We start from the raw sequence: 12,833 nt of genomic DNA, 5'->3' as shown, positions 1-12,833 counted from the left end.
GACGCGAATTGGACGGATTCGGGGTGTGGACGGTGCTCCATTTGGTTGGCAAGAAGGGTAACCGGATTCCACCGGTCACAAACCAATCTCCGCAAGGTGGCTCTTCGTTGTGCGTTGACGTGAACAGGGCAACGCACTCATTGAGCTTGCTTTGAGGTGTGATTCGGGGATAGATCCTGAGAAACGCCGTTAGGGGAACAATCTCCGCCATTGCCGACGCACCGAAATTGCGCCGGCAGCAGTCTAGTTTCCTGCTGGCAGGTTGGGCGTCTGCTTGCCGTAATGCGCGGATGTTCTTGCCCTTTCCAGACGAGTGGGCCGTCAGAGAGAGTAATGGTGGCTGTCTATTCGCCGCTTTTTCGCGCAAATTCGGTGACAATTGTGCCATTTAAGTGCGGAAATGATGCTTTTATTTCCTGCAAATCACTGAGATGCGGCTCGATGCGGACCTTTGGCGAATCTCGGCGCGGCAGGATGGATCAGAGATGTCAAGAGCCTTTGAACTTGTGCAGCAATGGCCTGAGCAATACAGTTCAACCCCGCTTCTAACGGCGAATGCGTAGGCCGGCGCATCCGTTGGTAAACACAAACCGACTTCTCGATACAAATCTGGCTCGATGAGTGCATTGGTGATAATGCGCTTGCTGACGATCCGCAGGAGATCGTAAGACCACAGCGCGTTCTCATTACTAATCCGGCCAAGTTGCCGAAGGAGCGACCTTACAGGCAGTTCATTTTCGATTTGTGGACAAGGCTAGACAGAGAGCAGGTAATCAAGGTCGCAGAAGGATGAGATGACGCGCTTGACAAACATCCTAATTAACTACACAATGCAGTACATATCATGCTTGGTGAATTTGAATACGTTCTGATCACCGCAGCGGCTGGCCTGGGCGAGAGCGCCTATGGTGCGGCCATTCGTGAAGAGATTGAGAAAGTAGCAGGCCGAAACTGCTCGATTGGGGCTTTGTACACAACGATTGAGCGGCTGGAGAAGAAGGGCCTGCTCAAGACCTGGATGGGCGAAGCTACGGCCCAACGCGGGGGCAGAGCAAAACGCATGGTACGGGTGACGCCGAAGGGCGTACATGCGGCGAAGGAGTTTTACGAAGCGATGATGCGCGTAAGCCGTAACGCTTCATGGGCCACTAGCAAGCCGGGGCGTGCGTCATGAGTTCACTAGCAGAGATGGCGACGATCTTGCTTGCCCCGACGGATCGGGATGTGGTGCTGGGCGATCTGGAGGAGACGGGTGTCATTGGATGGAGCGCCCTTGGCTCTGTGCTGGGGCTTGTGATGCGTCAGCAGATGGAGCTTTGGCGCGCGTGGCAGCCGTGGGTTGCGAGCAGCATGGCCTTCGCGGGGAGCTTGCTCTTACTGGGCGTGTCCTTTGGACTATCGGTGAACTCGCGTCACCTTCTGCGCGGTGAGCGTGGGTATGGCAGCGTGCTCTGTGAAGCTCTGCTGATGCTGTCGTGGGCGTGGACGAGCGGATTTGTGGTGGGGTCACTCTCTGGGAAGACGCGATGGGTGAGCGGCATTCTGTGCGCGATCCCGTGCCTCTCCTGTGTGCTTCGGTTTCATGACACTTCTCTCTCGCGTCTGTGCGTGCTCTTGTTTCTGCTACCAGCTGTGATCGGCGCCGTGCAGGGAGTACGTCGCGCTCGTTTGTCCCATAGGACAGCTCTGACGTTGGCAATAGCCATGACTGCGCTGATGTTGGTTTGGGGCGGCAGGTATATGTGGAACTGGTTCTTGTTCCTGCCCGCATGGTGGCTTGTGGCTCATGCAGAACGATCGGAACCCTCCAACAAAAAGGTGGCGGGATGAAGACGCGAAAGAAACAATTTGTAACGGTTTTCTGCGCACTCCTTTTGAGTGCGGTTTCCGCAGCCGCTCAAAGCGGTGGGAGCAAGAGCCAGATTGTGGAGCGAGTGATTCATTCGAAGAACTTTGAGGAGAATAAGATTGGCATAAGCGCCGACCGCAAGCTGGTGGTGTATCTGCCTGCCGGGTACAACGGTGCGTCAAAGCGCTATCCGGTTCTCTACTTTTTCCCGAGCCCAATCGACGGATATCGGACGCTTTTCGATAAGAGAGGCGCACAGGCTCTGTTCGACCGCGCAATCGCGCGAGGTATTGTTCGCAGCTTCATCCTTGTCTCTGTGGATATGACGACTCCACTGGGAGCTTCGTGGTTTGTGAACTCTCCTGTAACCGGAAACTGGGAAGACTTTGTGGTCGAGGAGCTTGTCCCGTATGTCGATGCCAGCTTCCGCACGATTCCGACGCGGGATGCGCGCGGACTTGTGGGAGAACATATGGGAGCTTATGGAGCCATCCGCATCGGCATGAAGCATGCGGATGTCTTTGGTTCGATCTACGGCATGAATCCCGTGGGCACAGGATCAGGCGTACAGATTATGGATTCAAGGCCTGACTGGGATTTGCTCGCCCATGCGGCTTCTCTGGATGAAGTAAAGAAGGATGGATTCTCGGCGATCTTCACGTCGATCTTTCAGGCCTACTTGCCGAACCCGGAGAAGCCCCCGCTCTATGTTGATCTGCCTGCGCATCGGGAGGGTGGAAAGTTGGTGATCGACTCCAGGCTCACTGCGCGATTAAGAGATAGCTTCTTTCTGGAGTCCATGATCCCGCAGTATGCGGACAATCTGAAGACGCTGCGTGGCTTCAAGTTTGACTGGTCGCGCAACGATGCCATCTGGGACCACGTGTACTCGAACCAGGCGTTCACCCATAAGCTGAATGAGTTTGGCATTGCGCACGAAGCCGAGGAGTACAACGGGCTTTGGGACGCGGATCCCTACTGGGGCGCAGAGGGTCGCGTAATTGCGGATGTGTTGCCGTTCTTCCAGCAGCATTTGGAATTCTAGTCGGGATTCGCACGGCGAATTCCTTAGAGAAAATTGGATCAGTCCCGGTAAGTCAGCTCGGGTCCAGCGATCCACAGGGCGACTGTCAGCTGTTGACTTCAAGTCAACGCACTCATTGAGCTTGCTTTGAGGTGTGATTCGGGGATAGATCCTTGGAAACGCCGTTAGGGGAACAATCTCCGCCATTGCCGGCGCATCGAACTTGCGCCAGTGGCAGCCTAGTTCCCTGCTGGCAGGCTGAATGTCTGCTTTCCCGGATGGAGTGGATGCTCTTGTCCTTTCCAGACGAGTGAGCCTTCCAGGTCGTCGGGTAGGGTGATGGTGGCTGTCCATTCGCTGCTTTTTCGCGCAAATTCTGTCAAAATCATGCCATTTAAGTGCGGAAATGATGTTTTTATTTCGTGCAGGTCGCCGAGGTGCGGCTCGATGCGGACTTTCGAGAATCCGGGGGCGGCGGGATGGATTCCCGCGACGACCGTCAGCAGGTCGTAGTTCGGATGGGCGCTCCAGGCGTGGCAGTCGGAGCGGGTCGGCTCCGGCGTTTCTGCCCATGTGCTCAATCCGAGCTTCAGCATGTCGTACCACGGCTGCAACTGGCTGACATATAAGTCGGCGAGTCCGGCGTGCTCCAGAGCGCGGCTGAGATAAAAGCGGAAGTAGTAGCTCATAGCCGACATGGGTGGAACCGGCTTGCCGTCGAACTCGGTTTCCTTGGTTTCCTGCGAATTGAGCAAGCGATGCAGGATGGCCTGCTGCTCGGTGCGCGGAGCCACGTCCTGCCAGACTGCGAGAACGTTGGCCTGCTGGCTGTAGCTCTTCTTTGCCGGAGTGTCGGCGTATACGCCGTAGCGCTCGTCCCAGTTGAGTTTGTTCAGGGCATCGGAGGCTTTTTCGATCATGCTCTGATACGAAGCGACGCGCTCTGGTGAGCCGAATTGCTTTTCCATTTCGGCAGCATCGCGCAGGGCTTCAATAAACTGCACGGTGAGAAACGTTGATCCGCCGTCGGCTTCCTGCGGCGGATCGCCGTCCTGATAGCCTCTGGTCCAGTCGCCGAATTCCCACCACTTCACGCGACCCATTAGGCCGTCGGGGCGGAGATGCGAGGCATACCAGTCAATGACGCCGCGGGTGCGGGGCAGGGTTTCGCGCACCAGCGGAGCGTCATCCACATACATCCAGTAGTCATGCAGCATGTCTACCCACAGCAGAGAAAAGGGCGGGATGAATTGCGGCAGGCGCGACGGGTAGCGGCTCTGCGTCAGGCCCTCGGGAATAATCGAGGCTTCGATGTTTTTAATGGCCTGGCGACCGAGGCGGCTGTCGCCTGTCACAGCGTAGGAAATGAGCGCCTGAATGCGCGTGTCGCCGACATACTGCAACTGCTCCCAATATGGGGCGTCCATGTAGGTTTCGTGCGCGCAGAGGCGAGCGGTGCGCCAGCCTGTGTCCCACAGTTTCTTCAAGTCAGGGATATCGCCCGAGATGCTGGCCTTCTCAACGAACGGGTAGGCGTTGAACCAGGCATCCAGCTTGTCCAAACGTAGTGGCGCCGATTTCGTCGTCACATCCAGTTGCAAGTAACGCCAGGTGCGCCACCAGAGCGGCTCAAATGCGCGCTGCTCACCACCGTCGCTGATGAAATCATCGGAAACACCCTCGATGTGGCGACCGGCGATTTCGTTGCGATTGCCCTTGTCGCCGTGCGCGTCGTAGAGAGCTTCTGCATAGGTGATCTTTACTTCAGCGTCTCGGCCGCCGCTCATTACCAATTCTGGATAAGCGGTCTGCAGGACACTGTTGTCCAAAAGCAGCGTCACATGCGAGTTTGCGGGAATCTCCAGTGGCTCTCCCGGAAAAGCGGGCTTTGCGGCAAGACCTTCGAAGCGCACGGGCTTGCCCGCGTCTACCTTCCGGTGCTCCATCGCGGGAAGCTGGTCCTGCACCAGCTCCCAGTTGTTGTCGGCGTCCTGCGCTTCGCGCGTTGCAGCGCGGCCAATCACCTGCGCATCGTGCCACGATGCCGCATCGGAAATTGCTGGCGCATCCCAATCCCACTCGTTGGCCCGGCCATCGATCATCTCGCCCGGCCCCGCGGCGTAATATCCAGCGACGCCGTTGGTGGGCGCGAGCTCATGTCCTGTTTCCTGCTTCACTTTCCACGAAGTATCGGTATCGGCGATCTCTTCTGCTTTTGTATCGCCCTGAAGCATGAATCCGGTGCGGTCCGTCATCTGGGCAATGGGAGCGCGGGTGCCGAAGTTCCAGACGGTGGCGGCCAGGATGTTCTTGCCCGGCTTAAGCATCGGAGCGATGTCGATTGTCTCAAACCGCCAGTGGAACAGATCGCCGCGCGCGGGACCTTCGCCTGCGTATTGTCCGTTCACATGCAACAGGAAACGATTGTCGGCGCTCACATGCACCCAGAAATGGGCCGGAACGGACGCAAGCGTGATCTCCTTCCTGAAATAGAAAACGCCAACGTCTTTCTGGGGAGAATTCGGGCACGCGATCCAACGCGCGGGCCAGTGGTTGGCGACCAGATCAGGATTGAGAGGCTTTGCTTCCTGCGCGCTGCCAACCACCCCGGTAGAAAGAAAGAGTGCTGCAAACAAGAGAACGCGAGACATGTGGGACAGGGTAACAGAACCGGCGTGTTGACTGAACAAGTCTCACCTGGTACGAACCCGCGCCCAGATCAGATTACCTTCCACCGACTCCAAAATCACGCGATCTCGAAGCGATCAAGATTCATCACCTTGTTCCAGGCCGCTACAAAGTCGTGGACAAACTCCTCCTGCGCGTCCGCGCTTCCGTAGACTTCGGCGAGTGCCCGAAGCTGGGAATTGGAACCGAAGATGAGATCGACGCGTGTGCCAGTCCAGTTCAGGTTCCCCGTTTTGCGGTCGCGTCCTTCAAACACGTCCTGGGCATCTGAGGTCGCTTTCCACTCAGTTCCCATATCGAGCAGATTGACGAAGAAGTCGTTCGTCAGCGCCTCCGGCCGCTTGGTGAAGACGCCATGCTTAGTCTGACCGGCATTGGCATTCAGGACACGCAGTCCGCCAACCAGCACTGTCAGTTCCGGAGCGGTCAGTGTCAGCAGATTGGCCTTGTCGATCAGCAATGCCTCCGGCGGTATGCCGTTTCTACTCTTGAGGTAATTACGGAATCCGTCTGCGACGGGCTCGAGCACAGCGAAAGAGTCCACATCAGTCTGCTCTTGTGAGGCGTCCATGCGTCCCGGCGTGAAAGGTACCGTCACATTGTGTCCCGCATTCTTCGCCGCCTGCTCTACTCCTGCGCATCCGGCCAATACGATCAGATCGGCGAGCGAAACCTTTTTGCCGCCTGACTGCTTGCTGTTGAATTCGCTCTGAATGCCTTCCAGTGTTTTCAGCACTTTCGCCAAATGGTCCGGCTGGTTCGCTGCCCAATCCTTCTGCGGCGCGAGACGAATGCGCGCGCCGTTTGCCCCGCCACGTTTATCGGAGCCGCGAAAGGTGGATGCAGATGCCCAGGCGGTCGAAACCAGTTGCGAAACCGAAAGGCCCGAAGCCAGAATTTTGGCTTTCAGGGCAGCAATGTCTTTCTCGTCAATCAGCTTGTGGTTGACTGCAGGAACGGGGTCTTGCCAGATAAGTTCCTCGGCAGGAACTTCCCGGCCAAGATAGCGCGCTCGCGGACCCATGTCGCGGTGCGTCAGCTTGAACCAAGCGCGAGCGAAGGCGTCGGCAAACTCGTCCGGGTTCTCGTAGAAGCGTCGTGAAATCTTCTCATAGATAGGATCGAAACGCAGAGAGAGATCTGTCGTCAGCATGGACGGCGCGCGGCGTTTCGATGCATCGTGCGGATCGGGGACGGTACCCTCGCCTGCATCTCCCTTCGGCTTCCACTGATACGCGCCGGCCGGACTCTTGGTCAGCTCCCATTCATAGCCGAACAGGTTTGCGAAGAAGCCGTTGCTCCATTGTGTCGGCGTGTTGCTCCATATGACTTCCAGACCGCTGCCGATTGCATCGCGGCCCTTGCCGGTTGCAAAGCTGCTCTTCCAGCCGAGGCCCTGCTCTTCGATGGCTGCGGCTTCGGGCACTGCCCCCACATGGGACGCCGGAGCGGCGCCGTGCGTCTTGCCAAAGGTGTGGCCTCCAGCGATCAGCGCGACTGTTTCTTCATCATTCATCGCCATGCGCGCGAAGGTCTCGCGAATGTCCCTGGCCGCTGCGATCGGATCCGGTTTGCCGTTCGGGCCTTCCGGGTTGACGTAGATCAGCCCCATCTGCACTGCAGCAAGCGGAGATTCGAGATCGCGGTCGCCGGAATAGCGCTTGTCGCCGAGCCAGGTGGTCTCCGCGCCCCAGTACACTTCGTCCGGCTCCCAGACATCCTTGCGGCCGCCGCCGAAGCCGAAGGTCTTGAAACCCATCGATTCCAGCCCGACGTTGCCGGCTAGAATCATCAGGTCAGCCCACGAAATCTTTTTGCCGTACTTCTGCTTGACGGGCCACAGCAGTCTGCGCGCCCTGTCGAGGAGAACATTGTCAGGCCAACTGTTGATGGGTGCGAAACGCTGCTGGCCAGCGCCTGCGCCACCTCGTCCATCGCCGATACGGTATGTGCCTGCACTGTGCCACGCCATGCGAATAAAAAGAGGCCCATAGTGACCAAAGTCTGCCGGCCACCAGTCCTGCGAGTCGGTCATCAGTGCCCGTAGGTCTTCCTTTACAGCGTCCAGATCGAGGCTGTTGAACGCCTCGGCATAGTCGAAGTCCTCGCCCATAGGGTCGGACAGGGACGAGTTCTGGCGCAGCATGCTCACATTCAATTGTTCCGGCCACCAGTCAGCGTTGGACCTGCCCTTGCCTGCGGTGGCGTGGAACGGGCACTTCGATTCAGTTGAGGTCATTGTTTCTTCTGCCATGTCTCTCCTCGATATGTGTGACGTATAGCGCCGTCACGGGTCATGTGAACTTTTCACGGCACAAATGTCCGCTCTTGTCCTGACTCCTGCAATGTAGCACCATGAGGATAGATTGCTCCAATATATAGTTCCCATGCGGAGCATAGATACTGCCTATGGAATTTCATCAGCTTCGCTACGTCTGCGCCATTGCTGAAACCGGAAGCTTCAGCCGCGCCGCTGAGCATTGCCACGTCGCCCAGCCTTCGCTTTCGCAGCAGGTTCTCAAGCTTGAGCAGGACCTGGGTGCAAAGCTCTTCGACCGTCTTGGGCGCAGCGTCCGCCTTACCGAGGCCGGACGCGCCTTTCTGCCGCACGCCCGTTCCATCCTGCACCAGATGGAAGCCGCGCGCACCGGCGTTGCCGACAAGTGCATGGACGTTCGCGGTAGTGTGACCGTAGGAGTCATCCCGACAATCGCGCCCTACCTGATGCCGGGTTACACAGCGGCTTTTGCGAAAAAGTTTCCTGAAGCGAAGCTGCGCATTCTTGAAGAAACGACGCCAATTCTGGTCGAACGCCTGCGCAATCTGTCGATCGATCTGGCCGTTCTCGCGCTGCCGCTGCGCCACAAGGAATTCGAAATGTTCCCGCTGCGGACCGAACCTCTCTTTGCCGTACTGCCAAAAGACCACCCCCGCGCCGCCGCAAAATCGCTTGCGCTCAAAGATCTGCGCGGCGAATCCTTCGTCATGCTTCGCGACGGACATTGTTTTCGCGGCCTCAGCATCGCCGCCTGCGCACGCGCCCGCGTCACCCCGCGCATTGCTTTTGAGAGTGACCAGTTCAGCAGTCTTCTGGGAATGGTCGCAGCAGGCGTTGGAGTGACCCTTGTGCCGGAAATGGCCATCGATCGCGGCGCCAGTTGCCGTTATATTCGCATCAGCGACACGCGCGCTACACGCACCATTGTCGCCGCCGTCCTGCGCGGACGCAGCTTCAACCCTGTCCAGCAAGCGTTTCTTGCAGGAATCAACCCAAAGTCATAGATCATTGGAGCTGCGTGTCGGGTTTAAACCAGCTCGCATTTATCTGTGCATTGGTTCCACAAATGCCGATTTGTGAAAGAGTAGCCTTGCCTGGTAAGTGCATCGGCGATTTGGACTCAGTGACTGCAAGCGGTACGGTTGTGGAAAGTTCAATACCTCTGGTAGTTTGCGTTCATGCCGCGTGTGCCTGAACATCTGAGCGAGACCATTGAGACTCTCTATCGATCGGACTCGGGCAGGATTCTGGCGACGCTCGCGCGCCTGCTGGGAGACCTGGACCTGGCCGAAGAGTCGATGCACGAGGCGTTCGCCGCAGCTCTGGAGTCCTGGCCTCAGACTGGCATTCCGGACAAGCCTCGTCCCTGGCTCATATCAACGGCGCGCTTCAAGGCCATCGATGTTATCCGTCGGCGTGCGCGCTTCGACGCCGCACAAACTGATCTCGCGCTGTACCTCGAGACACGAATCAGCGAAACAACACAAGAGGCTGAAGAGATTGAGGACGATCGCCTCCGTCTGATCTTCACCTGCTGCCATCCTGCTCTGCCTCCGGAAGGACAGGTTGCGCTCACCTTGCGTGAGGTGTGCGGCTTGACTACAGAAGAGATTGCCCGCGCATTTCTGGTGACACCGGCAACGCTCGCTCAACGCATTGTGCGCGCCAAGACAAAGATTCGAGAGGCGCAGATTCCCTACGAGGTGCCGGGGCCGCAGGAGTTGCCGGAGCGGCTGGACGCGGTGCTTCAGGTCGTCTATCTCGTCTTTAACGAAGGTTACTCGGCTGCGGCCGGAGCGGAGGTGACGCGGGCCGAACTCACCGGCGAGGCGATTCGACTGGGCCGGCTGCTCGTTGAGCTTCAGCCAGAGCCGGAAGCAATGGGTCTGCTTGCCCTGATGTTGCTCCAGGAATCCCGCCGGGTCGCGCGAACCTCTCCCAGCGGAGAATTGATTTTGCTCGAAAATCAAGATCGCTCACTCTGGAACCGCGAACAGATCACCGAGGGAGTGGCATTGGTGGAGAAAGCTCTGAAATCCCGCCGCTTCGGCACTTACACACTGCAGGCTGCGATTGCAGCCGTTCATGCGGAGGCGGAATCTACCGCTGCGACCGACTGGCAGCAGATCGTCGCGCTTTACAACCAGTTGGTGCGAATTCAGCCTTCGCCGGTTGTGTATCTCAACCGCGCCGTGGCGATTGCCATGCGTGATGGTCCAGAGGCCGGTCTGGCGCATATCGATGCGGTGTTGGAGCAAGGCGAACTGGCGAATTACTATCTGGCGCATTCGGCGCGTGCGGATTTGTGCCGCAGGCTCGGCAGGACCGCTGAGGCCCGGGCTTCTTATGAAAAGGCGCTGGCGCTGACCCAACAGGAACCGGAGCGGCAATTCCTGCGAGAGCGGATTCGGCAGCTGAAATAAAAAAATGTCCGGTGGCGCATCGTTAGCTAAAAGCATGAGACGTCCCGTCTGTCCCGTTTACATCGACGGTTTGAGACAATGATGATGCAAGTGGGTGAGATGGAACGAGTTTTGAGCGATTTTACTACCTCGGACATAGTCACAGATCACGAGAATCAGTTTGCACTGCCCGATCTCTTGAAGTGCGACTACTTCAAGAGACTCAGGGAGAGCTATTACGCAGTGCGAGAAGCGGGCTGCCTTAACTGCTATCGGAACTATGTAACATTGCTGGAAGACCTGAATGACTTCCATGCTTACAATGAGGAGCACGCGAAGACCTATGCTAAGCGGTTTCGCAAGGACTCGAAGAACTGGCAAAACTGCGAAGCAATATTCTCAGAGGTCATCGTATACCGTGCTTACGTTCGAGGGGTTTATGAGGGTCTGATTCGGAGTATTCATCTGGAAGAAGGGGAATCAGACATTATCGTGGAGCGCCTTGACGGGTCGAAAATGTTCTTGGAAGTGTTTTGCGTGATGCCGTCATTTCCGCTACCCGATAAGGACGGGAAACCCAAAGTGTATAGCGTGAGGACACACACACAGACCATCGAAATCGTTTCGATCCGCCAAAAACTTCTTCGCAAAATCTCGAAACAGAGCCAGCTCTCAAAGCCACGTGAGAACTTTGCCGTCATCGAACTCAACGATGTCAGCATTGCGGGAGATTTCGCCGTGCTGTCCTCGCTGTCGGGCGGGTACAAACTGAAATTGGGACTTGAGAGTGGAGAGGTACTGTCGAGGGGCTACGACTGGGATAACTCGGTGTTTGACGATCCCAGCACACAATGGATGAAGGGAGTCATATACTTCAGCTTGGGCGATTACGAGTCACGAAAGTTCATCTTGTGGATAACCGCGAACTTGCCTTGACCACTTGAGCTTTGTATCTGTGCTGCTGTGCAGGCTAGAACAATCTGGTTACAAATAACAATGTGGAAAGCCGGGCTAGACGGAACGTTCCCTAGCTCTTTCGACGAATTGAGATTGGCATGGAACCGCCAGTCCCCAGTTTCAAAACGGGAGACGGCAACCATTTTTTGCCTTTGGGTGGCGCAGCGCCTTCGGCGCTGCGATACAGTGGCAAGTATGATGAGCGGCTTCAGCCGCTGAGGTGCCTTTCATGGCCGCTCCCCGCCGCGGCAATACCGGATACAGTTGCTACTTCATCACTGCCTCTGTATTTCAGAAGCGAAATACACTTCAGTCTGATCGAATGGCAGGTCTTCTTCTCGATGTGCTTCTTCACTACCGCATGCAAGGAAAATATCTGCTACACGAGTTTGTTGTGATGCCAGATCATTTCCATCTCCTGATAACTCCGAGTGAATCGCTGGAAAGAGCGATGCAGTTCATCAAGGGCGGTTTCTCTTTTCGGGCGAAAAGAGAAATGGGATTCATGCATGAGATTTGGCAGCACAGCTTCTATGATCGGCGAGTGCGAGATGCAGAAGAATATTCCGCCTTTCGCGAATATATTCGACAGAACGCTCTAAAGCGTGGGCTGGCAGTAAAAGCGCAGGATTATAGGTACAGCTCTGCCTGGCCCGGGCTATTGCTCGATGAGACACCTCAGCGGCTAAAGCCGACGGATTCTTTGAGTGCTTAAACCGCAGCGGTAAACCGCTGCGCCACCCCAAGGCACTATCCTCAAACTTTCCGGAGTGCCGTTTTCTCGCGAAAAGACTCGATGAATTTTAAAAAATGAAAAGTTTACCCTGCTGTCGATTTGTCGCTTAACCCACAGCGGTAAACCGCTGCGCCACCCCAAGGCACTATCTTCAAACTTTCCTGAGTGCCGTTTTTTTCGCGAAAAGACTCGAGGAACTTAAAAATCAAAAAGTTTGGCCACTGGCTGTCGATTTTCCGTCTCCCCAACGACTATAGGACAAAAGAACGATGAGCTACGGAAACGAGTCATCGGAAATAAACCGCAGGAATCAAGGAGAAAACCTCATGCCACAGTATCTGGTCGCTAGCTACCTCCCCGACAACTTCGACCCCTCCACCGTAACCGAAGCGATGATGGAAGAGATCCACGCGCTCAACCGCGAATTGATTGCTGCCGGCGCCAGGAAGTTCGCCTGCGGTATTTCCCCGGCCGCCAACGCGAAGACGCTGCGGAAGCAGCCCGACGGGAGGGTGCTCGTGACCGACGGACCGTACACCGAGACCAAGGAGCACATGGGCGGGTTCTGGATACTGGAAGCCGCCGATCTGGATGAGGCACTTGCATGGGCGAAGAAGGCCGCCAGCGCCTGCGAGGCGCCCGGCGAGGTGCGCGAGCTTCTCTTCTACCCGGCCCCGGAGAAAGGGCCCGGCGGAAGCAAGTAAACAATCTGGCCGCCACACACGCCGTTCCGACAAGATGAACGAACCAGCGCGAAGCTGCGCCGCTGGCTCCCACCCGGAAAGATAAGGAGAAGAACCATGAAATACATATGTTTCGGCTACTACGACAAAAGCAAATTCGAAGGCATGACGGAAGGCGAGCGAAACGCCATGTTCGACACATGCTTTGAATACGAC

Annotated in this window: 10 protein-coding genes; 8 read left to right on the top strand and 2 right to left on the bottom strand. The window is 56.8% G+C overall.

The window, feature by feature from the left end; genetic code table 11:
• Window positions 1-844 precede the first annotated feature (844 nt).
• From VEV40_RS19810 to VEV40_RS19800, 3 genes are read left to right on the top strand one after another with little or no spacing between them, the layout of a single operon-like run.
• Window positions 845-1,174: a PadR family transcriptional regulator gene (locus tag VEV40_RS19810; protein WP_324834803.1), complete on the top strand. Its 330-nt coding sequence runs from the start codon at window positions 845-847 to the stop codon at window positions 1,172-1,174.
• Window positions 1,175-1,188: 14 nt separating this feature from the next.
• Window positions 1,189-1,830 carry a hypothetical protein gene (locus VEV40_RS19805; RefSeq protein WP_324834802.1) on the top strand — a complete coding sequence of 214 codons (642 nt, stop codon included), beginning with the start codon at window positions 1,189-1,191 and terminating at the stop codon, window positions 1,828-1,830.
• Window positions 1,827-2,894: an alpha/beta hydrolase gene (locus VEV40_RS19800; RefSeq protein WP_324834801.1), complete on the top strand. Its 1,068-nt coding sequence runs from the start codon at window positions 1,827-1,829 to the stop codon at window positions 2,892-2,894. The genes VEV40_RS19805 and VEV40_RS19800 overlap by 4 nt, the downstream gene beginning before the upstream one ends.
• A 218-nt stretch (window positions 2,895-3,112) precedes the next feature.
• Here the strand turns inward: VEV40_RS19800 and VEV40_RS19795 are convergent, their stop codons facing one another.
• Both VEV40_RS19795 and katG read right to left on the bottom strand, forming a co-directional pair.
• Window positions 3,113-5,524, bottom strand: a complete 2,412-nt coding sequence (locus VEV40_RS19795; RefSeq protein WP_324834800.1) for an alpha-L-rhamnosidase C-terminal domain-containing protein — start codon at window positions 5,522-5,524, stop codon at window positions 3,113-3,115.
• A 95-nt stretch (window positions 5,525-5,619) separates the two neighbouring features.
• Window positions 5,620-7,815, bottom strand: a complete 2,196-nt coding sequence (katG, locus tag VEV40_RS19790) for a catalase/peroxidase HPI (protein ID WP_324834799.1) — start codon at window positions 7,813-7,815, stop codon at window positions 5,620-5,622.
• A gap of 155 nt (window positions 7,816-7,970) precedes the next feature.
• Between katG and VEV40_RS19785 the strand changes: the two genes are divergently transcribed.
• The 5 genes from VEV40_RS19785 (at window position 7,971) to VEV40_RS19765 (ending at window position 12,638) form a co-directional block, all read left to right on the top strand.
• A complete protein-coding gene (locus VEV40_RS19785; protein WP_324834798.1) occupies window positions 7,971-8,843 on the top strand; it encodes a LysR family transcriptional regulator in 873 nt (290 codons plus the stop codon).
• 174 nt (window positions 8,844-9,017) lie between these two features.
• Window positions 9,018-10,262 (top strand): RNA polymerase sigma factor, encoded by a 1,245-nt coding sequence (locus tag VEV40_RS19780; protein WP_324834797.1) that lies wholly within the window; start codon window positions 9,018-9,020, stop codon window positions 10,260-10,262.
• A 111-nt stretch (window positions 10,263-10,373) separates the two neighbouring features.
• A complete protein-coding gene (locus VEV40_RS19775; protein ID WP_324834796.1) occupies window positions 10,374-11,177 on the top strand; it encodes a hypothetical protein in 804 nt (267 codons plus the stop codon).
• A gap of 250 nt (window positions 11,178-11,427) precedes the next feature.
• On the top strand, window positions 11,428-11,913 hold the full coding sequence (locus VEV40_RS19770) for an REP-associated tyrosine transposase (protein ID WP_324834795.1): 486 nt from the start codon (window positions 11,428-11,430) through the stop codon (window positions 11,911-11,913).
• 347 nt (window positions 11,914-12,260) lie between these two features.
• Window positions 12,261-12,638 (top strand): YciI family protein, encoded by a 378-nt coding sequence (locus tag VEV40_RS19765; RefSeq protein WP_324834794.1) that lies wholly within the window; start codon window positions 12,261-12,263, stop codon window positions 12,636-12,638.
• The last annotated feature ends 195 nt before the right edge of the window (window positions 12,639-12,833 follow it).

This window comes from Alloacidobacterium sp. (assembly GCF_035631355.1).
GTDB lineage: Bacteria > Acidobacteriota > Terriglobia > Terriglobales > Acidobacteriaceae > Alloacidobacterium.
Note: the sequence above shows the minus strand (reverse complement) of the source record. Positions and strands in the feature narration are given on the sequence as shown.

Coding starts and splice junctions, on each gene's coding strand:
- VEV40_RS19810 (WP_324834803.1), top strand. CDS start 845: ATGCTTGGTGAATTTGAATACGTTCTGATCACCGCAGCGGCTGGCCTG.
- VEV40_RS19805 (WP_324834802.1), top strand. CDS start 1,189: ATGGCGACGATCTTGCTTGCCCCGACGGATCGGGATGTGGTGCTGGGC.
- VEV40_RS19800 (WP_324834801.1), top strand. CDS start 1,827: ATGAAGACGCGAAAGAAACAATTTGTAACGGTTTTCTGCGCACTCCTT.
- VEV40_RS19795 (WP_324834800.1), bottom strand. CDS start 5,524: ATGTCTCGCGTTCTCTTGTTTGCAGCACTCTTTCTTTCTACCGGGGTG.
- katG (WP_324834799.1), bottom strand. CDS start 7,815: ATGGCAGAAGAAACAATGACCTCAACTGAATCGAAGTGCCCGTTCCAC.
- VEV40_RS19785 (WP_324834798.1), top strand. CDS start 7,971: ATGGAATTTCATCAGCTTCGCTACGTCTGCGCCATTGCTGAAACCGGA.
- VEV40_RS19780 (WP_324834797.1), top strand. CDS start 9,018: ATGCCGCGTGTGCCTGAACATCTGAGCGAGACCATTGAGACTCTCTAT.
- VEV40_RS19770 (WP_324834795.1), top strand. CDS start 11,428: ATGGCCGCTCCCCGCCGCGGCAATACCGGATACAGTTGCTACTTCATC.
- VEV40_RS19765 (WP_324834794.1), top strand. CDS start 12,261: ATGCCACAGTATCTGGTCGCTAGCTACCTCCCCGACAACTTCGACCCC.